The sequence below is a fragment of the Sulfitobacter sp. G5_S2_6_S6 genome (genome assembly GCF_054968505.1).
This window is the reverse complement of sequence record NZ_JBQKUI010000004.1, coordinates 321982-342364: the sequence shown is the minus strand read 5'-3', so window position 1 is coordinate 342364 and position 20383 is coordinate 321982. Positions and strand designations below refer to the sequence as shown.

The 20383-nt window shown below is 55.6% G+C and carries 17 protein-coding genes, 2 tRNA genes and 1 riboswitch; of the genes, 8 read left to right on the top strand and 11 right to left on the bottom strand.

The features are described 5' to 3' along the window. Window positions 1–33 precede the first annotated feature (33 nt). From recJ to ACTRWK_RS09945, 3 genes are all read left to right on the top strand, one after another. Window positions 34–1773, top strand: coding sequence for a single-stranded-DNA-specific exonuclease RecJ (gene recJ, locus ACTRWK_RS09955; protein ID WP_037943883.1), 1740 nt, complete (start codon window positions 34–36; stop codon window positions 1771–1773). Between the two features lie 75 nt (window positions 1774–1848). Further along, window positions 1849–1923: transfer RNA gene (locus ACTRWK_RS09950), tRNA-Glu, on the top strand. A 328-nt stretch (window positions 1924–2251) separates the two neighbouring features. Beyond that, window positions 2252–2512: a zinc-binding dehydrogenase gene (locus ACTRWK_RS09945; RefSeq protein ID WP_289084175.1), complete on the top strand. Its 261-nt coding sequence runs from the start codon at window positions 2252–2254 to the stop codon at window positions 2510–2512. A 54-nt stretch (window positions 2513–2566) separates the two neighbouring features. On the opposite strand, the gene ACTRWK_RS09940 is transcribed toward ACTRWK_RS09945, so the two are convergent. Further along, complete coding sequence (locus tag ACTRWK_RS09940; protein ID WP_289081979.1) at window positions 2567–3463, bottom strand: AraC family transcriptional regulator; 897 nt, start codon at window positions 3461–3463, stop codon at window positions 2567–2569. A gap of 167 nt (window positions 3464–3630) precedes the next feature. On the opposite strand from ACTRWK_RS09940, the gene ACTRWK_RS09935 reads away from it, so the two are divergent. Both ACTRWK_RS09935 and ACTRWK_RS09930 read left to right on the top strand, forming a co-directional pair. After that, window positions 3631–4578, top strand: coding sequence for an SDR family oxidoreductase (locus ACTRWK_RS09935; RefSeq protein ID WP_304951180.1), 948 nt, complete (start codon window positions 3631–3633; stop codon window positions 4576–4578). A 184-nt stretch (window positions 4579–4762) separates the two neighbouring features. Beyond that, window positions 4763–4837 (top strand) — tRNA-Glu (locus ACTRWK_RS09930). A gap of 155 nt (window positions 4838–4992) precedes the next feature. On the opposite strand, the gene ACTRWK_RS09925 is transcribed toward ACTRWK_RS09930, so the two are convergent. Next, window positions 4993–6378 carry a DUF6161 domain-containing protein gene (locus ACTRWK_RS09925; protein WP_462843913.1) on the bottom strand — a complete coding sequence of 462 codons (1386 nt, stop codon included), beginning with the start codon at window positions 6376–6378 and terminating at the stop codon, window positions 4993–4995. A 92-nt stretch (window positions 6379–6470) separates the two neighbouring features. After that, complete coding sequence (locus tag ACTRWK_RS09920) at window positions 6471–7568, bottom strand: hypothetical protein (RefSeq protein ID WP_462843912.1); 1098 nt, start codon at window positions 7566–7568, stop codon at window positions 6471–6473. A 227-nt stretch (window positions 7569–7795) separates the two neighbouring features. On the opposite strand from ACTRWK_RS09920, the gene ACTRWK_RS09915 reads away from it, so the two are divergent. Continuing rightward, window positions 7796–8476 carry an outer membrane protein gene (locus tag ACTRWK_RS09915; protein ID WP_462843911.1) on the top strand — a complete coding sequence of 227 codons (681 nt, stop codon included), beginning with the start codon at window positions 7796–7798 and terminating at the stop codon, window positions 8474–8476. Between the two features lie 908 nt (window positions 8477–9384). On the opposite strand, the gene ACTRWK_RS09910 is transcribed toward ACTRWK_RS09915, so the two are convergent. The 7 genes from ACTRWK_RS09910 to ACTRWK_RS09880 form a co-directional block, all read right to left on the bottom strand. Beyond that, window positions 9385–10050: a recombinase family protein gene (locus ACTRWK_RS09910; protein WP_462843910.1), complete on the bottom strand. Its 666-nt coding sequence runs from the start codon at window positions 10048–10050 to the stop codon at window positions 9385–9387. 873 nt (window positions 10051–10923) lie between these two features. Further along, window positions 10924–14196: a DUF927 domain-containing protein gene (locus tag ACTRWK_RS09905; RefSeq protein WP_462843909.1), complete on the bottom strand. Its 3273-nt coding sequence runs from the start codon at window positions 14194–14196 to the stop codon at window positions 10924–10926. A gap of 324 nt (window positions 14197–14520) precedes the next feature. Continuing rightward, on the bottom strand, window positions 14521–14931 hold the full coding sequence (locus ACTRWK_RS09900; RefSeq protein WP_462843908.1) for a hypothetical protein: 411 nt from the start codon (window positions 14929–14931) through the stop codon (window positions 14521–14523). 131 nt (window positions 14932–15062) lie between these two features. Then, on the bottom strand, window positions 15063–15395 hold the full coding sequence (locus ACTRWK_RS09895) for a hypothetical protein (protein ID WP_462843907.1): 333 nt from the start codon (window positions 15393–15395) through the stop codon (window positions 15063–15065). 99 nt (window positions 15396–15494) lie between these two features. Continuing rightward, the gene (locus tag ACTRWK_RS09890) at window positions 15495–15758 is read right to left on the bottom strand and encodes a hypothetical protein (RefSeq protein WP_462843906.1); all 264 of its coding nucleotides are present in this window, start codon (window positions 15756–15758) and stop codon (window positions 15495–15497) included. Continuing rightward, on the bottom strand, window positions 15755–16213 hold the full coding sequence (locus tag ACTRWK_RS09885; RefSeq protein WP_462843905.1) for a hypothetical protein: 459 nt from the start codon (window positions 16211–16213) through the stop codon (window positions 15755–15757). The genes ACTRWK_RS09890 and ACTRWK_RS09885 overlap by 4 nt, the downstream gene beginning before the upstream one ends. Before the next feature lie 24 nt (window positions 16214–16237). Further along, a complete protein-coding gene (locus ACTRWK_RS09880) occupies window positions 16238–16780 on the bottom strand; it encodes a hypothetical protein (protein ID WP_462843904.1) in 543 nt (180 codons plus the stop codon). A gap of 267 nt (window positions 16781–17047) precedes the next feature. Between ACTRWK_RS09880 and ACTRWK_RS09875 the strand changes: the two genes are divergently transcribed. After that, window positions 17048–17251 carry a hypothetical protein gene (locus ACTRWK_RS09875; protein WP_462843903.1) on the top strand — a complete coding sequence of 68 codons (204 nt, stop codon included), beginning with the start codon at window positions 17048–17050 and terminating at the stop codon, window positions 17249–17251. A gap of 198 nt (window positions 17252–17449) precedes the next feature. Here the strand turns inward: ACTRWK_RS09875 and ACTRWK_RS09870 are convergent, their stop codons facing one another. Continuing rightward, complete coding sequence (locus ACTRWK_RS09870; RefSeq protein WP_462843902.1) at window positions 17450–18721, bottom strand: tyrosine-type recombinase/integrase; 1272 nt, start codon at window positions 18719–18721, stop codon at window positions 17450–17452. A gap of 298 nt (window positions 18722–19019) precedes the next feature. After that, a riboswitch (cobalamin riboswitch) is annotated at window positions 19020–19218 on the top strand. Window positions 19219–19362: 144 nt separating this feature from the next. Between ACTRWK_RS09870 and ACTRWK_RS09865 the strand changes: the two genes are divergently transcribed. Next, the gene (locus tag ACTRWK_RS09865; RefSeq protein WP_462843901.1) at window positions 19363–20379 is read left to right on the top strand and encodes an ABC transporter substrate-binding protein; all 1017 of its coding nucleotides are present in this window, start codon (window positions 19363–19365) and stop codon (window positions 20377–20379) included. Window positions 20380–20383: the final 4 nt, after the last annotated feature.

Below are 20383 nucleotides of genomic sequence, written 5' to 3'. Positions count from 1 at the left end.
GAGGATTTTTGACCATTTGGAAGGGGGAGATGCATGAGCTTTCTAGGTGTTGATGCGTCTTTGACGGGACGTCGCTGGGTGGGCCCCGGTGTCGAGGTGGAACGCGCGACCGAAGTTCTGGTGCAGCAGACCAGCCTGCCGCTGGCCCTGTGTCAGGTGCTGGCGCGGCGCGGTGTGGCGGCGGAAGAGGCCGAGGCGTTTCTTGCACCGTCGTTGCGCGATCTGCTGCCTGACCCGCGATCCCTGCGCGACATGGAGAAAGCCGCGACGCGTTTTCTTTCCGCGGTCAAAGCGGGTCAGCGGATTGCCGTTTTCGCGGATTATGACGTGGATGGTGGCAGCTCTGCCGCGCTGCTGCTGGTCTGGCTGCGCGAGATGGGCTGCGCCGCGACGCTTTATGTACCGGACCGGATCGACGAAGGATATGGCCCCAATGACGCCGCAATGGCCGAACTGGCCGCGGCCCATGATCTGATCGTCTGCGTTGACTGCGGGACGTTGTCCCATGGGCCGGTGGCCGCGGCGGTCGGGGCGGATGTCGTTATTCTGGACCACCACCTGGGCGGAGAAACCCTGCCCGACGCCTTGGCCGTGGTGAACCCCAACCGGCAGGATGAAGACGGTGCCTTGGCGCATCTTTGTGCCGCGGCAGTGGTGTTCTTGATGCTGGTCGAGGCAGGGCGCCAACTGCGCGAAGCGGGCGCACACGGGCCTGACCTGATGGCGCTGCTGGATCTGGTGGGGCTGGCCACGGTGGCCGATGTCGCCCCGTTGATCGGCGTGAACCGCGCCTTTGTACGTCAGGGGCTACGCGTCATGGCGCGGCGCGACAGATTGGGGCTTGCCGCCTTGGCCGATGTGGCGCGGATGGATACGGCCCCGGCGGCCTATCATCTTGGGTTTCTGCTTGGCCCGCGGATCAACGCGGGCGGGCGCATCGGGCAAGCGGATCTGGGGGCAAGGCTACTGGCCTGCGATGATCCCCATGAGGCGCAGTCGCTTGCCGAAAAGCTGGATCTGCTGAACACCGAGCGCCGCGATGTTGAAACCGCCGTTCGCGCCGCCGCGCTGGATCAGGCAGAGGCCCGCGGCTTTGACGCGCCTTTGGTCTGGGCCTCGGGCGCGGGCTGGCATCCGGGCGTGGTGGGCATCGTCGCCTCGCGTTTGAAAGAGGCGTCGAACCGGCCGTCGATCGTGATCGGGTTCGAGGATGGCATCGGCAAAGGCTCTGGCCGCTCTGTCTCGGGGATTGATCTGGGCGCGCCGATCCAGCGGCTGGCGGCCGAGGGGCTGCTGATCAAGGGCGGCGGACATAAAATGGCCGCCGGGCTGACCGTGGCCGAAGACAAGCTGGACGCCGCCATGGCGCGGCTGTCAGAGCTACTGGCCAAGCAGGGCGCGCATCTGGCCGGCGCCGCAGACCTGAAGCTGGACGGCATGTTGATGCCCGCCGCCGCGACGGTGGAATTGGCGCAGCAGGTGGAACAGGCAGGCCCCTTCGGGGCCGGTGCCCCTGCCCCGCGATATGCCTTTGCCGACATGCAGATCCGGTTTGCCAAGCGGGTGGGTGAAAGCCACCTCAAGATCAGTTTTGGCGACGGCAACAACACCAAAATGGACGCCATCGCCTTCGGCGCATTTGACGGCCCGCTTGGCCCGGCACTGGAAAATCACGGTGGTGCACGGTTCCATCTGGCCGGTCGTCTGGACATCAATACGTGGCGGGGCCGACAGTCTGTGCAGCTGCGTCTGGAAGATGCGGCACCTGCGTAAAAATTTTTCATTTTCTTTCGATTTCTGCTTGCGCGCCTGCGCCGCATTCCTTAGAGAAGCGCTCACAAGCTAAGTGGCCCGTTCGTCTATCGGTTAGGACGTCAGGTTTTCAACCTGAAAAGAGGGGTTCGACTCCCCTACGGGCTGCCACTTGTACCCTTACCCGACATTCTGAAGACAATGCGCCCTGATCTTGGGCGAGATGTGTTTGCCGTTGTGTCTGCGCTGTTTGATCTCGCGCCGCGGGCTGGACGGCTAAGCTCTGATGTCTCTGACGGCGGTTTGCGGCTCGCCTATTGCATCCATAATCAGAAAACTGAGCTCAAAATCAGGTCGATTTCATAAGTCACGGCAGTCATTAGATAGGGGGCATCAGACACACCCGAGGATGACCACCATGAAAGCCATGACCCTTACCGCCTAGGGTGGCGACGCGACGTTTGAAGCCGCCGCCCTGAACGCCCATATCGCGTCGACCGTGGGGCTGCTGGAAATCGACCTGTCCCCTGCGCACTTCAAAGGGCTGTCGCTGCATACCATCTTTATGCTGCTTCCAATGCTTGCCAACCGAGGCCGTGAAAAGCACGCGGAGATCCTGACCAAACTGGCAGAGATTGTGGACGCAGGGGCGCTGAAGCCCTTGCTTGATGACCAGAGATTCGGCCTTGATACGGTGGGCGGGGCCTATGACCGCCTGACCAGCGGGCAGGCCATCGGGAAGGTGGTTGTAGACGTCTGATCATACCACCAGATGCGTGATAAGAGGTTGCCAACGTACAGGCGCTGGCAGCCCTTATTGGCCCATTTCAACCGGAAACTGCTGGGCATCCCCCCATTGGCGCGGGGATTGCCCGTACATCCGCCTGAATTCGCGACTGAATTGCGACGGGCTGACATATCCCACATCGACCGCCGCCTCGTTCACCGACATGCCGCCTGCGATCTTCATCGCCGCATTGTTGAGCCGCATGGATTTGACAAACTGGATCGGGGCCATCGTCGTCACCTGTTTGAACTTGCGGTGAAAGGCGGCGCGGCTCATCCCGGCGCGGGACGCCATATCATCAATAGAGATCGGCGCGTCCAGGTGAGAGGATACATGCGCGATCGACCGTGCAATCGCATTGCCCGCGCCGAAGGCCTGTCTGGCAAAACTCCCTGACTCCCCCTTTAGGATCGCGTAGTAAAGCTCGCGCAGCCGTGCCTCGCCAAGGATCGCCGTATCCGCCGGATTGCCACCCAATTGCAGCAAACGCAGCAACGCGTCGGCAAAGGCATCATCCCACGCGGCCAGCCTGATCCCCTGCGCGCGTAAACCGCCTTTGACCTCGGGAATCACATTGCCGGCATTTTCCATCTCCATCGACAGTTCTGTCATCATCCGCTTATCGAGCGAAATGATAACCCCGTAGAGCGGGCTTTCGGCAGAGGCGGTCGGCGTGCCGGCCTTCACCGGCATCGACATCGGGCAGCACATATATCGGCTGTCGTCATAGATGTACCTGTGCCCGTCCAGCACGGCCTCTTTCGCGCCGCTGACGATAGCAATAACGCTGGGTTCATAGACCGCCGGCACGCAAGGAATCGCCTGCGTGGCCCGAAACAGGCGCACCCCGTCAATGCCGGTTCCCGTCAGCCCCTCTTGGGTCGCGTTGTTTCGGATTAGCTGTCTGATCTGGTCTTTGCTCATGAGGGCAATCTACTGCGTCACATCCGCTTTTCGCAAGCGCGTGATACAATCAGGCAAGTATTCGCGACGATCTCGCCTGTTTTGAGAGCCAACCGAGAGCTATTTACCCTTCAACATCAAACACAGCGCGCATCGCTGCCGCGCTGACATCGAAAAGGAACATGACGATGAAGGACACGACTTTCGGACCCAAAGGCTGGACACCTGATCGCCTTGGATCGCTCAAGGGGAAAACATATCTCATCACCGGCACGACGGCCGGTGCGGGCTTTCAGGCCACGCGCATCCTGCTGTCCAAGGGGGCAAAAGTCGTCATGCTGAACCGCAACGCCGACAAATCCATCGCCGCGGTCAAAACGCTCAAGGACACGTTCGGTCCCAACGCCGAGGTGAGCTTTGTGCGGATGGATCTGTCTGATCTGGCCAGCGTGCGCGCCGCGGCGGAGGAGGTGAAACGCACTGTTCCCCGGATTGACGCGCTGATCTGCAACGCTGCCATCGCGCAGGTGCCGACACAACAGCTGACCGTTGACGGGTTCGAAAGCCAGCTTGGCACCAACCACTATGGGCACTTCCTGCTGTGCGGGATGCTGTTTGATCGCATTCAGGAAAGTGCGGGCCGGATCGTTGTGGTGTCCAGCCTCGGGTACAACATGGGGATCAAGACGATCCAGTTCGACGACATGAACTGGGACAAGAACTATAGCGCCAACGCGGTCTACAGCCAAAGCAAGCTGGCGCAGATGATGTTCGCCTATGAGCTTCAGGACCGGCTGAAAGCCACCGACAGCCGCGTTGAGGTGTATGTCTGCCACCCCGGCGCGTCGGCGACCTCGCTGATCAGCACTAGCGGCGGGCTTTTCACACGGGTCACCTGGTGGATGATGAGCAAGACGCCAATGGTGCAATCCGCCGAAAAAGGCGCGTATCCCGAGGTCATGTGCGCGACAGAAGACGGGTTGGCGCAGCGCGCGCTTTATGGCCCGACCGGATGGCTGCAAACCGGTGGGCCCGTTGGCAAAGGCACGCTGAACCCCCATGCCTACGACAAACCCGTGATGGAGAGACTCTGGACCGTCTCCGAAAAAGCGACGGGTTTTCACTGGGAAATCTAAGGGAAACGCGCGCCCGCATCCCGAGCGCAGCGCGCGTTTCACGCGACGACCCCCCCTCGCCATTCGCCCCTTGGAATACGGCCTCAAAATCTGTGATTTTTTTGCCGTATTTCCCCGCTTTCTCATGCGGCTTGCACTTGCGCCCGCCGATGGCTTTGCCTAAAGAAGCGCTCACAAGTTAAGTGGCCCGTTCGTCTATCGGTTAGGACGTCAGGTTTTCAACCTGAAAAGAGGGGTTCGACTCCCCTACGGGCTGCCACTTGTGCCTACTTACCCCATTCATAACAAATACTTAGCGCCACTGTGCGGAAGCGACCCCCAAATGAACCCCCAAGTGTGAGTTTGCCCCCTGAGTTTCGATTCCCCCTTGTGTAAAATCGCTTTCGCCGTAAGCAGAATTTCTGCACAGCATATTTACGGACCACTCCTGCCAAGCTGCTTTGCTAACAACGCTACCGCAGAGAGGTCCATTCCTGTCTCGTCATCACGAATGATCCCATCTTGGGTGGGTCGGAACAGCGATGCCAGTACAATAGCCTCGTTCGCCTGCCCCACGTCCTCACCTTCCTTCATTGCTAGGTAGGTTTCGGCGAAGGCCTTTTTCTCACTAGCATCAAGAGCGAGGTGACGTTCGCTTAAGTGGATGCGGTACTGCAAGCGTGTGATCCAAGTGAGGATCGACATGGCGAGGAGGAGGCCTGTGACGGTTAAAGGACCCTTGGCAGAAAAATACCGCTCGCACTGAAGTTCTGCAGCACCCTCGGCTCCCTGTGGCGAGCAAACCATCTCGAAGAAGCTTCCGGCGATATAGTCGCCAAAGCATACAGGAACCCCGATTGCTATCGCAGCCGTAACAAAACCGAAGATGCCCAATCGCCACAAAGCTCCGCTAGAGTTCTCAGAGTGACTTTGCTCTCGCCTCTCCCACAAAGCTACAGGGGAGCGCAAACGAAGTTGGGTTGCAAACAGGTCTTGGAGACGCCCGAACTCCTCCTCTTGCTGCTGCAGTTTAATTTTGCTTAAACGTTCCACGCCAGCGATGCGCTTCTCAGCTTCTTCAAAGCGCTCCGAGACTTGACCATCAATGCCTGATTTCCATTCGTCGTACTGATCGGTGCGCTCTATAAATTTATCAAGAATGCCGTTTTCTAAATGTTTGCTTCTCTGCTTCTGCTCCTCAAGGAACTCGTTAAGACGGTTTTCATGTTCTTCATTGATTGTTGCCGCTTTAGCGACTTCCTGCTCTAACGCGTCATTGTGGTTCGCAGCTTTCCGAGCCGCACCAGCAAGCTTTGCCGAAGACACTTTACTGAATGGCAATACCGCCGCGACAATTCCGGACTCAAGTAGACGCTCACCTTTCTGGGAAAGGGGGCCGTAGAACTGGTTAGTAGATGGTTGAGCGCCAAAATTGAGTTCGATAAAGCGAATATATACAGCAAGCGCTTCGATGGTCTTTTCACCATTAAATAACGCGAGGATTAACCGCCCTTCCGCGCTATCAGAGTTCGGCGGCAAGGCGATACTACCGCCATGCATTGCCTTACGTGTTGCTTGGTTAAATTGGTTAACGTCTTCCAACTTACCCTCTAAAATTTCGAGGGCTGCCGAAAGAGTCTCTGGGCTTTGACTGTTGTTGTGCCGGAATGGCACATGCCCTTTCAACATATTTGGAAGCTCATCTAAGAATGGCCCCCATGCCGTACGCTCATCCTTAATGTATGTGAGCATTCCAGATTTGCTCGGATACCTTACGTCGGGATGATCTGCATAGGTTATGTGGTAAGGTGTAGCCGCCATGGTAAACTCGCCGTATGAATTGACTTTGGATCAACGTTTGCACACGGCTTACACCATTACAACTTAGGATGGTGCGGCTAACGCCGCCCCCACTAACTCCCCCGGGGATTAAGATACCCACCGTAGCGGGAATGCTCGATCATCTTCTCTTCGATCATCATCTCCATGCGTTCAGAAATAGATGTCGCGATGTTCAGGGCGTTCTCCTGATCATCTTCTGAGCCTTCCACCGTAACGTTGTTCACGACGCTGAACGTCATCGGAGCTGGACCGCCTGCGCTACCCATTTCCACAGGAACCTTCCTGTTGTTGGAAAGCGGGATAACAGCTTCATTCGGATGTAGAACGGCAGGGATGCCCGACGTATTGGCGGTACCCGCTGCATAGCTGGGGACGTTGTCTGGACCATAGTATTTGCTGGTCTTCGTCACGGGTGTGTACGTAGAAGAACTGGACGAGCTGCTACCTCCTCCGCCACCTAGGAGACCGCCTAGCAGGCCTACACCGATGCCCAGCCAGTTGCCGCCACGGAACATACTACCGAAACCACCACCACCATTACCGCCGCCGGATGTCGCGGTTTCCATCTTCTGTGCGCCGACCGTGGACCCGACGATGATGCCGGACTGCATCTGTGTTGCGCCTGCGGAGCCTGCTGCGGAGACGCCTGTCGCCATAGAAGTTGCAGAGGTTATACCAGCACGTTGTAGAGCACTTGCGCCCTGTATAGATGCCGTTCTGACGCCTGAGCCTAGTTTCTGGCCTGCTCCGGTTGCTCCTGTTGCCATCGCGGCTCTTATCTGCTGAGCAGCGTTAGCCCCGCCCGCTGTCAGCGCCGCCTGCATCTGCGCTGCTTCGGATGCACCGCTATTCAGCTCTGGAAAGATTGCGTCTGCGATCTGCTCCGCCATAGCGTCGGCTAGGCTTGCGCGGATGCCTTCGGCGATGCTGGACAGGTCAAAGTCACCTTGCAACGCACTGGATAGAGCGCTTCTAAAATTGCCCTCCGGATCGCCCATGACCGCGTCCATGGGGCTGGCCTGTGCGTCCTTCAGTTGTTCCGCTGCATCGATCTGGGCAAGCATAGCCCGCGTCTTTGCATCGACATTTGCCGCGCCGGACAATTCGACATCTGCAAAGAGCTTCGCTGCTTCCATCGTGGCAAAGCTGTTTCTCGCGACGAGTTCCATCGCCCGTGCTTTGCTTAGGGCTGCAGCGCGTTTAGATGCAATGGCGGACTTTGTCAGTGGAATTCCCAGAGCTGTACTTTCCGACTGAAGGGGGTGCCTACTTATCGCTGATGCTCAATTGCAACATGTATTACAGATGTCACGAAGCAACCTCAGGGTGCAATTGCAAGTAATTGAAATACGTGTGAAGAGACGATGGTTAGCGATATTATCGGAAGGGATTTCCAGTGAATACTTTTACCTATGGCGCGGCGTTGGCCTTGCTCGTTTCTACACCAGTACTGGCGGGTGACTTGGTCACTCCAATTATGGAACAGCCTGTTATGATGGCTGACCAAGCTCCAGCACCTGCATGGACTGGCGGCTACGTCGGTGGCAACATCAGCTACGGTTTCGGTTCTCTCGATGCAAACGATGAAGCGGCTTCATTTTTGAGCGACGAAGGTTTCAGCGATAATCTATCCGAGCCTGACGGTGTATCCGCTGCATTGCGGGCAGGATATGACTGGCAATTTGGCCGCGGCGTTTTTGGCCTTGGCGCAGAGTACAACTTTGGCTCCTATGACGGCGACGGCGAAGGTATTCTAGCCGATTCCGGCGTAGAAGTCGAAATTCAAGATATGGCGACGATTTTTGCTCGCGGCGGCTATCTCGTGCAAGATAACTTCCTTGCATATGGTTTTCTGGGCTACAGCAAAGCTAAAGGCGAAGTGTCACTCGACGGGGACAGCCTGTCCGAAGATCTTGACGGTGTAACAATTGGTTTCGGTGGTGAATACATGTTCACGCAAAATTGGACCGGCTACGCAGAGTATAGCTATACTGATTTCGGTGATGTCGATAACACCGAAGGCCTGCTTGAAGCTGATCTTCAACAAATTAAGTTCGGTGTTAACTACCGCTTCTAAACTGTAAGGCCTCCAGACCCTAAGTTTGAACAGCTACCCAAGCTAATTGGGTAGCTGTTTTTTTTGTGATCTGCCTATTGGTGTGCATTAGAACTTGATGCCCTGCATGACTTAGTTCAGTTGCCGTGAAAACTCAGTATTGAGACAATTCGATTTTTCTTGGTGCAGGGTAGTTCTGACAAGATTCATTTTTTCTTTTCTTATCAGGTTCAATAGTACGAATGCCTGCGACCGCAGTTTCTGCAAACCTTCTCAGGCATAGTTTTGCTCTCACGCCATGAATGGATACCAACAAAGCAAAACGTATTCTTAAAAATTTTTTTTATCATGATTGTTTTAAAATTCACCTAAGTGACACACTTAAGTGTTCTAATTCCTCCCTGAGGCATTGATTGCCACAGATCACCATGAAGTAATCCTTTAAGTTGTTCAAGTTAGTCCGAGCACACGCTGATACTGTTACACATTCTGTCCAAGTTGATGCCCGGTGGATGCCGTCGCATTTCCCTATCGCATTGGGCCGAGCAAATTTTGCGGATGAATTTTTTATAATTTTTCAGGGGAGTTAGTGTTTCGGTTTAGGGGGTGGGGGTACCCCCCTCCAGACCAATGAAAGATATTGATACGCAGATCGGAACTTTAGCAACTAGCACTCGCACAGGGGGTATCGCTTAGCATCTGCGCGACCATGTCACCCCCACCCGGTAGCCCCTCTTGGGTCCCTCCGTCAATTTTTATTATTATTTATCAATGCTTTAAGTGGAATTCCCCATTATGCTTCCATTTCGATCTGGATTGAAGGGAGGTGATCGCGCTGGTACACCTGCTAACGCAGGCCATCGCTGGTACACCGTGTCACCAGTGCCGATGCATCCACGGTACATGGTGTGGGTGTGTCGGTGGATCACTTACATTCCCCAACGTGCCAGAGCTGCTTCACAGTTCTCAGGTTCGTCACGGATACGCAGAACAGTCTGACGTGACAGTCCGGTTTCCTTGGCGATGGCTGACACGGTGGAAGCCTGCGTTAGCAGGTGCTGGACAGTGGTCATGGTGGCGCGGTCATAGCTCGGACGCTTGCCCCGATACTTGCGCGATGCATCCGGACCAGCCTTGGCGTGCTGTATGCCTGCGACTCTTGCCTCTTGCTTGGCCTTGGTATCGGCGGACGCCATTGCGGACATGAAGCCTAGCAGCGCATTGCGCACCGCCTTCCGGGTGTCGTCACCTTCAAGTGCGTGGTCCGCTTCAAACGTCATGCCGTTGATGATCGTGCGGACCGTGACACCCTTCCTATTGAAGGTCTCGATTGCCCCCTTCACATCTTCATAGTCGCGACCGAGTCTGTCGATCCATCGCACGACAAGCGTGTCCCCCGGTTGGAGGATATCAAAGAGACGCCTACCTTGGTCCCTTTCGCTGAGTGCAACAGACACGCCGGAGACGCCGTGGTCCGTGATGATATGGTCATCTGAGATGTTGAACTTCTCACGTGCCTGCGTGATTTGATGCGCACTGGTCTGTTCCGCAGTCGATACGCGGACATAAAGAACAGTCTTCGGTGTCGGGGTCATAATCTGGCCTCCAGATGTCCATTAAGCTTCTGTCCATTAGATATAGTGTCCGATGATGATTCGCAACCCTTATGGACGCTGTTTCGGTAGGCTTTTCAGGAGTCCGTCGGGCTATACCCAATCGGACACCCCACAGGGTGCAAACCGAAGGGGCGCGGCGTTCTGGTTCCCGCTAACGCGGGGGGGATGCCCACTCGATAGGTCATAGGGGCGATAGGCCAGCGGGATGTGGATGTGAGTGGGTGGGTTTGTGTGTCGGTGGTATGCATGGGCGGTGTGCATGGGCGGTGCGCCCCCCCCGCGTTGCGGGATGCAGGCCACTATGACGCTAAGTGAATTTATTACCTTAAAGTGACTTTAAGGGCAACTTTATTACTTGGAGGTTGCAGGGGCCGAAGCCCTGTGAATTATACTACATATTCAGTTAATGGAATATACTTCGGCAATTTTGAAGGGTTGCGCGATCAGGGTCGTGCGGCGGCTGGAGCCGGATTTGGGGCGACGTGGGGCGACGTTGGGGCGACATCGCAAAAAAGCAAAGTATCCTTTAATATCAACGTGGGGCGACATGGCGCGACATGGGGCGACAAATATTTCCGGATTGTGTAAAACCGCTGTCTCCCACCGTGCGGGCAAGCAAATTAAAGAGGACTAGTTTATTTCTTTATTTTGTCGCCCCATGTCGCCCCACCCTTATTTTTATGATGCAAATGTCGCCCCAGCGTGTCGCCCCAACGTCGCCCCATGTCGCCCCAACTTCACCAACGGGGGGGGCAGACCAGTCCCAGCAGATTTGCAGAACGAACTTAATATCCATCTCCTCGCAACAAAAGAGGCCTGCTAGCGCAGGCCTTCATTCGCTATCTATTATAATTACATACCTATAGAGGCGCGTCGTATCTTCAGGTTCTTGATTGACCTTCCATCCCCATCGACGGCCTGTGCGACATGGGCAGGCAGCTTCGACTGTGGCGCTTCCCGTGTCGACTTACGCGCCACCGAATCCCCCAGCACCTTGACCAGCTCAACGCGCTTCACCGCCACACCAAGAGAGGTACTAGGGTCTTCTAGCTGAGACCAATCGAGGTAGATATGTTCGTCGTCGTACCAACCTAACGGCGTACCTCTGGCGTCCTTTCCTTCAGCTTCACCGACACTTGTTCCATTCGACGCGATCCCACCCGCCGCGATGATTGTACGATCCCACATCCCTTGAAACTTTGAAGTGATCCTATCCAGCAAAGCGTCACCGCTAGACGCGGTCCCGGCCTCATCAGAGCTGCTAAACACGTCCCATGCGGCCTTTACAGCGGTTCTGACAGCATGCTTTGCCGCTGCTATGTCATCTCCCAACAGCAAGGCGTCAGCCGCCAGTTCGCCCGCCCGCTGGGCGATGGCAAAAGGCTTTGCCGCACGTGCGATAACAGCCGCCTTTCCTTGTGATAGCTGAGCAATGATTGCATCCACTTCCCGGACCAGCTTCGCCTTATCCTTCACCACACCTGAACTTATCAGATACTTGATGAAAGCCGGACCCGCGTGTCCATAGTTATGGTTAACTGCTTCCATGATATCGCGGCTCACCTTATCTACACTGACACCCCCTGAAACGTCGACGTCCGGAAAGCGGGCGACGAGTCCGGCACGATACTTACCACCGCCGGATTCGATTTCCTGCTTGATGCCGAATTCAGATGACATGACGACGAACGGATTGTACTTAACCCGCTGCGCCAGCCCAACATTTCGGTCCTTCTTCCGGGCCTTGGAGACACCGCCGGACATACCAAAAAGCATAGACTCAAGATACTTCTTGTCCTGAAACGCCCCGATCTCATCAAACATGAACGTGGTATGCGTGGTGATAACACAGAGGTCTTCAATTGCATTTGGCGTGGTCTTTGCGCTGTGCAACAATCCATCTCCGTCCTCTGGCGATGCAAAAACTGCCGCCCCTAGCTGTTGGCCTAGGGTCTTACCCAGTGATGAATGACCAGAGAAAACAAAGCCACACGACCGGTCCTTGAGGAGGCCAAGAATTGGTCCGGCGAACCCCGCCGCCACCCCTAATGTCCAGTAGAAGTTACTATCTGCATACTTGAATGCCTCCACCACAGCAGCAGTGAACATGTCAGCCGTTCCGCGCGGCTTCGGGAATGCCACACGCGCACCCTCAACCAGCCGTACAGGACGGGACCCTGCGCAGCCTACGTATTCGCCCGACGGAAGAGCAAAGCCCATCACTTCGCCATGTTCATCACGAAACCATCCGGGCGTTGTGACGGTCGGAATCTGGCGCTGTGGCGTGATCTCATTCAGAAGGTCTAGAAGCCTGTCATTTGCCTTCTTAGTACGTCCGAAGATCAGCAGGCCAGAGTCAGCTAGGTCGCGCAGAACTGTGTTGCTATCGACCATGATATCCGCACGCGATATGGTACGCTCTACGATCATTCCGTTCTCGTTGGTGAACGAGATGATGCGTCCAGAACCTGCCGTGCCATCCTCGTTCGATGACCTTCCCACCACATCGAAAGCAGCGCAGATCGGTATCGGTGATTGACCATCATCGCTCTTGGCGTAAATAGTACCACCTCTCAAAACGTATCTCTTTGGAAGCCAAGTCTTTGGTTCTTCAAAGGCATTCGGCGGTGTGTCTGCATCTGCATCTGGAGGTGAAGTTTGCTCTTCCCCTTCAGGCCACAGGTATCCGCCATTGTCATGATCTTCCCAGAGCCAGCTTTCGTCGAAGTCTTGATTTTGCGCGAGTGCGGCGAGCAGTACAAGGCGGTCATCCGGGCAACTATGCTTACAGCCAAACCGAAAACCACCGCCGACGCCATCAGCATCGACTACATGCGTACCAGTGCCCCCCGGCGTACTGTGATAGTCTTCGTTGGGGCACTCAATCTCTAACAGGTCACCCTTACTGCTACGCACCATGTCCGGAAATTCTGTGTCGATCAAAGTAGCTAGCTGCAAACGGTCGGCGTTCTGAGCTGCCCATACCGTCCAAGGAGTACCACAGGGCATTAGCAAATGATCAGCGCCATGACCGCCATTCTTATTCTTCTTAAACGTCGCGACGTATTCGCTCTTATCCATTGACGGGACATCGTCAAAAGCTAGCGGGTCACCTTGGAAAATCGTGATAGACGGGCTAGCGCCCTTTGGGTGTTCGGGCATGTAGAACACTCGGCTCATATCCACGCAGGCGAGATCGGTATGCCCACCAAGTAGACGATATGCAGCGCCGACCACCTTGTTTGCCCATACATCCTTTCGGGGTTGCAGCTCTCGGTGAATGTCTTCTGCGTCGACGGAATCTTGAAAGGGTAGGTAGACGCGGAACTTGTCCAAAGGCGCATGTGAATATTGAATAACCATGCCTTCGTTAGTCGCATGGTTGGCATCCATCACTTCTACTGACGTGATATGCTCTTCTGTGTAAATGGCGCGTGCATAATCGCGCAGATACTCCTGAACGTGTGCTGTCGTAGGTTCTCCGTCGATGTGTGGCATGTCCTTAAAAAGTGCTGTTCGCTTGATGTCTGAAACTGTCTTCTGATCAGAAAAAGATGTGTAAACAATCGCGGCAATGCCTAGCTCTTCGATCTTTCCCTCTACATCGGCACGTGCCGTGCCAGCATCAAAGTCGAGGCCGATTCCGTGCAGCTTTCGAACAGAATGAACACTACGCTTGGTCCCTGTAAATTCAGCAGCGACGAAACAAAGCCCGCCCTTCCTGCGTGCTTCACGGTGCATGGAAAAACCACCAGCAGGGCCTCCTGTGATCAGCGCCCGCAAACTTGTGGAAACGACGGGCCACTCCGTCAGCTTCCCATGCCCACCGACAAACAACGTGATCGGTCTATCTAGCAACTTCTCAAATGCAGGCGTGACGACACCTATCACCTCAGCGTCGTTCAGGTATTCAGGTGTGAAAAATTCAAGGCTACCTGTCTTGTTATGGTCATCTAGGTAAATAACGTTATCGGAGATAGGCCGGACTGCGGCCAAAGCGTCCGCATATTCTTCAGCGTACTCAGGTTCCCCTTCTTCACTGAAGATGTTCAGCCCCGCCTCCAAAAATGCGGCTTCAAGGTCGCTGATAGTGGGCGCATCACTGCGCTTGGCGATAGTAGTCATATAATGTATTCTCTTTCTGGTGTTTACTGCCCCTAACGGGGCGTTGCTCAGCGCCTAAAATCTTGCAAAATTCTGGTCGCTGAATTCTTCATACTCCATGATTCGAGAATCACCGAATCTGGAGCACAAAACGGGTCAAGTTACATATGCAACTAATTTCCAAGTTGACCCTCTCTGGGCAAAAACTTGCCTTATCTCATCGATTGTTCTACAATTCACGCAAGGTCGAGGTGTCGGCCCCAAAATCTTGCACAAACTGTTATGCAGGCTGTCTTTCTCCTGCTTGAAGTTATCGCCGTTCCTCACAGGAGCGGCGTTTTTCGTTCAGTCGTGTTCAGCAGCTTTGCCCAAGGCTCGGTTGCGAGCCATTGGCGAAACCTCTGCTTCTTTCGCTGGCTGATCATCGACGACCTTGACCGTCGGCGCTGCTGCCAGCTTCCCAAGAATCGTCATCATGGATTCTAGGTCGATTTTCGCGCTGGACTTCTTAGGTGTGTCGCCACTCTCCGCTTGCGTCTCCGCTCTGATTAGTTTCTCCAACGACCGCGTCGCGTCTGTGGATGCCTTGAAATCGGATCCAGCTAAAGCTCTGGCGGCCACGATTCTATACTGCTCCGCTATCCACTGCGGTGTGATGCCAAGGTCAGCGAGGCTCCCCCCTGAGCTTCTTCCACCCATACTTGCGAATATTCTCGCCGCCTCTTCATCTTGGATAGCCTTAACCAGCTCAACCACGTCAGGACGCTTTGCCAATCTGGACGCTGCCCCACGGCAGTCGCCTGCGGGGGCGTATACCTTACGGTACGCGGTGACCTGTTGCCAATTTTGGGCCAGAAGTCGGGCGTAAGCATCGTGGCGCTCATTTTTCAGCTTGTGCATACTTGCCTCCAATAATCGGCGACCGCCTCAACGGTATCCCACTTAATTTGTAGGTGAATTTTAGCCTCGTCACCGTACGGCGATCTGGCACCTGTCGACATCTGGTGGCGGTGGCGGTCATGCGGCCTGAATCCTGCGCCTTGCATGGCAAGGTCAGCGTCACCACCCAGTAAAAATCGAAACTTTTCAACGTCTTCTCGCCGGAGGAAATACCCTCCCAGCCCGTTCCGGTTGTCGTGATTCCACATCTGCGCAAGGAGCAGCCGCTCAACCTCTCCAGCGACAGTTTTAGGTGGGTTGGATAGTTTAAACTTCGTCATTTCATTGGTCTTTCTCATGTGTGTGTGTGATTGGTGCCCCGGCGGCGTGGAGATCGCCGCCGCCGGAAGCGACTGGCCGTGTGGGCAGGCCAGTATTAGTCATGCCGCTTGATCTTGATCCTGCGCACGGCGCTCAGCGATTATTTTGGCGACCTCCTCGCGCAGGCGAGCCTCTTCGGCAGCGACCATTTCTGGAGACCAGAACCTGCGGCGCTCTAGGCCTCGTTCAATTTTCTCCCTCACCGCCTTACGGCGCGCATTTTCTTTCTTTGATAACTTCCTTGGCTGCGCCTTGGTGCCGCCGTGCGCGCCGTATTGAAATTTACCCGGATCGTTCATGATATCGTCGAGAAAGCTGCTCATGAGATGCCATGCCGACGCGCATAGGCCATTCGCTGTTGCGGCCCTAGCCCTTTCAGGATGGCGAGGTGCTCGCTCAGCGTCATGCTACTAAAGACATCCGAACGGGGGCGGTCTAGGCCGCGCTCTCTGGCGTAGGTCAAACGATCAGCACGCGACAAATTCGCAGTCTCATACTGGATCTGGCTGATCCTTGTGGATTCCACCTCAGCGGCGATCAGCCTTGCAGAGATCGAAGGTTCAGCCTTCAAGGATGCAATCGCCGCTTCAAGATCCAGCTCGATGGCACCACCTGACAGCACGTGCTCGCGAACAGCAGGAATGTTTTCGATCAGTGCTGGATCAACCTCAATCGTGGTGCGTGCCGCAAAGGTATCACCGATGCTACCGATTGCCTTTAAGTGGTTTGCCCGGTCCTTATCACTTAGATGTGGTAGCAGCTCGTTAATGTCGCTCATTTTTCTTACCTCAAGTTTTTGTATTTATGTGTTTTTCTCAGGATTTACTGCCCACAGGGCGCTGACCCAGCTTCGCCAGCCTGCATCACAGGGCAGCTCATCTCCCTGATTGCTGAGGACGTACTGCACCACCGCTGGATGGATCAGGGTGATCTGGCGTAGATATTCCACCCCCGGCAGACCGCTGCGGATCGCCGCTTCGCGAACTTGACGTTGAACACCTCTGGCCCGCTCAGCCTCCTCAGGGGCTAGGCAGCAAACAAATTCAGCAGCTCTTCGCTGAGCGTGCTCACCTAGGTAGATATCGTCGGTACCGCGCTGTGCGCGTACCTTCGCGTCGAAGGTCACGACACTATGCAGAACATCGCCAGACAGCCCACGCTGCGACCGCTGCCTGATACGCGTGACCACTTCCGGCAACGGGTACAGGATGCCCTTAGGCGAGCCTGAGACGGAGTGGACAACCGGACGGGGCTGGAACCACCGGATGAGCGACCTCTTGTTACCTGCGCCCAGCGCCTCCAGATCAAGAATGCGCAGCGTCGCGCTGTGTGCATCAAGGTTCATCACCGATGCCTCCTATTATATTTTTATGGGGGATGGCTGGAACGCTCTGCGTCTTCCTGCTTGTCCCCTTTGTGCCAGAGAAGGTGACATCTGTCAACTTTTTGACCAAAACGGGTCATTTTATATTGCGTAAAAGATTATATTGTGAATCAATATTTCGCCATGCCACTTTGCGTGACATTTATTGGCAAGAATCTCTATCGTTTACAGACACATAGGGGGACTATAGCCTTCTAGGTGTTAATCACACCAATGGAGAAACGAATCATGCAAGCAGCAACAGATACCTTTGAAAACTTGAATGCAGACCTGATTGAGACCACGGCAAAGATTGCCGACGCAGCCTTGTACCCGGTATCAGAAACATTATTGCAACATCTGAGCGGGATGCTGGCACAGGTGCAGGAACAGCTATCCGCGATGCAGGAAGCCACCATGACAGCAGGCGACGTGGTTCATCTAGACAGGTGACGCCACCACGCCGCTAACGCGGCTCAAATTCAGCGACGACATTAAGGCTGAAGTAGAAACACACCTGCGCGCCACACTGGAGGTCCTGAAGGCGCAGGGAGCAGAGTTGGCCCCAACCCGCTGCGCTGATATATATAATAGAAGAGGCCCCGTCAGGGGCCTCTCAGTAAGCCTGACAGGCCTTGCCTCTAACGCGGCTCACTCTTCATGTGTCATTTCCTTATGCACCCATTCCAGAACCTCGCGCTTCGTTCGCCCACTGCTAAGCTCAATCACGTCATCCAAGGAGCGCCGCTCCTTATCCCGACGGTAACGCACCTCCGCGAGACTGCGTAGATAGGTATCCCACTCCTCCAGAACCTCGCGACGCCTCTCCAGCTTATCGGATCGGAGATAGGCACGCTGATCGCGATCCCCCCGACCCTTCATGTGCTGGATGATGTGTTCACCTAGCATGAAGTCGATCCGCAGAACGTCATCCGACCAATTGCGGAACGTGGTCCGCAGACCATGCGCTGTGGCGAGACGCCCTTCGGCATCTTTCCATTCATACTTGCGGAGCCAAAGGCGGTGCGCGTTGTTACTAAGATGCCCGCTCTTCGATGCCTCTGACGGGAAGACATATCCGGAGTCACCCCATTTGCGCCGTGCAGTGCGCAGGATATCGATCATGGCCCCCGTCAGGGGGACGCGGAAGACGTACTCCCAGTGCTTCACCCTGCCCGCTGGGATGGTCCAAACCTTTTCTTTGAAGTCGAACTCCTCCCATTCGGCGATCACGATGCAGTTTACCCGCACCCCCGTTAACATCAGCAGTTTCATGGAGAGGCCTACGGACGTGTCCTGTAACGCACACCATAGCGCAGGCGCATCCTGCCACGGGATTGCAGGATGGTTTTCATGCTCAATGTTCTGAGGCCCTAGGCGATTTGCAACACGGTCCATTAGATCGCGGTCGACTCTTGGATCATCTACCGACACGTAGCCAACTACAGCGTTAATCCATTGGCGCAGCTTGCGTGTCTTCTCCTGCCCCCACATAGGTTTGAGGAACTTGATAAGATCATCGGCGGTGAGGTCTGCGACGCCTTTGCGACCGATGTGCGGAAAGACATTCAATTCCATACCGCGAAGCCAATTAAGAGGCCTCGCATAGTGCTGGCAGTGAACCTGCCAATACTCTCGGGCAGCTTCTTCAAAGGTAACCCCTTGCCGCCTAACGGCGGTACGTTCTGCGATAGGGTCCCTGCCCTCTGCCTTAATGCCCCGGGCCTTCGACGCCAGCTCTCTGGCCTTCGCCAACGTCACCTCTGGGTACTTACCCAGCCCCATCTCCCGAGCCGCACCGTTCAGCGTGTACTTATATATCCATGACGCCCCGCGCTTTTTCTTATCGAAGTAAAGCCCTGCGCCGTCATGGTGCTTCTTAACAGGTAGCCCGGGCAACTCTGCCGCTTTCAGCTTTGACATCTGGAGGTCACTTTCTATTGGTCGGGCTTCGCATCCCTGAGAACTGACCCCCAAACTAACCCCCAACTATATGTTGCGCAAATAGAATCTAAAATTTGTTAAGCTATTGTTTTTATTAACTTCAGATTGATGCATGTTCTACATTTAGTCCCGTGTGATTCCCCTACGGGCTGCCACTTGGTTTTCCTTCCGTTTGTTATGTGCCTCTCGCCCGTTCTGCGGAACCGTGGCCTGCGTTATTTGCCTTTGTCCCGCGATGACGACCGCAAAAACGCAACTTGACGGGTGGGCGGACAACTGTCATCGAAACCGGGTCGGTTTCCTTCGGGAAATAATAGGGAATTCGCCATCCGCGCTTTGGTGTGGATGAACCGGAACTGCCCCCGCAACTGTAGACGGTGAGCTACCTCCATCATGCCACTGGGCCTAAAGGTCCGGGAAGGCGGGGACAGCCGCGATCCGTCAGTCAGGAGACCTGCCGACACTGAACCTGAAACACCGGGCGGGGTTGCTCGGGAGAGGATGATGATGGGACCGGATCTTACCACAAGCGCAGACCAAAATGCGCCCGCGCGCCATTTGGCTGGCCCCTTCTCTTTCTATTCAAAGACCCCGGCATCGGACCAACCGGAGCCCTTGATATGAAACCATTTTTTTCCAGCCTGACCCTGATTGCGAGCCTTGCGGGCAGCACCGCGCTTGGCGCAGAGACAGACTATCCGCTGACCATCGACAACTGCGGCCATACGCTCAGCTTTGATGCGGCACCCCAGACCACCGTGACCATCGGACAATCCACGACAGAGATCCTGTATCTGCTGGGCCAGCAGGACCGGATCGCGGGAACCTCTGTCTGGTTCAGCCCCGTTTTGCCAGAGTTCAAAGAGACGAACGATGCGATTGAACGGCTGGCGGACAACGACCCCAGCTTTGAAAGCGTGTTGGGCAAACGCCCCGATCTGGTCACCGTGATGTATGAATGGCACGTCGGCCCCGAAGGCATGGTCGGCACCCGCGACAGCTTTCACGAGGTGGGCGTGCCGACCTATGTGATGCCCACCGATTGCGCGGCCAAGGATAATTCTGTCGGCGCGGACGGCACGCGATCTGAACTGTTCACGACCCAGCAGCTGTATACCAGCATCGAAGAGCTCGCCCTGATCTATAACGCGCAAGACGCCGGTGCCACGCTGCTGGCAGACCTGCAATCGCGCGAGGCAAAGGCCGTCGAGAAAGCCAAATCGCTGAACCTGCCGCAAGGCACCTCGGCGTTGTTCTGGTTCTCGTCGTCCGAGATGGCGGCGGACCCTTATGTGGCAGGTCAACAAGGTGTGCCCGCCTATATGATGGACAAGCTTGGCGTTAAAAACGTCGTGACCTCGGCCGAGGAATGGCCGCTGGTCGGCTGGGAGACTTTGGCGAAATCCGACCCGACCTTCATCGTGCTCGCCAAAATGGACCGTCGCCGCTTCCCCGCGGATGACATCGAGAAAAAGCGCGACTTCCTGATGAACGACCCCGTCGCCCGCGAGATGACCGCGGTGAAAGAGGGCCGCGTCATCACCATGGACGCCCATGCGATGGACCCGACCGTGCGTGCGATCTATGCGCTGGAAACGATGGCTGACGCGCTGTCCGGTTTCGATCTGGCCGAATGACCGC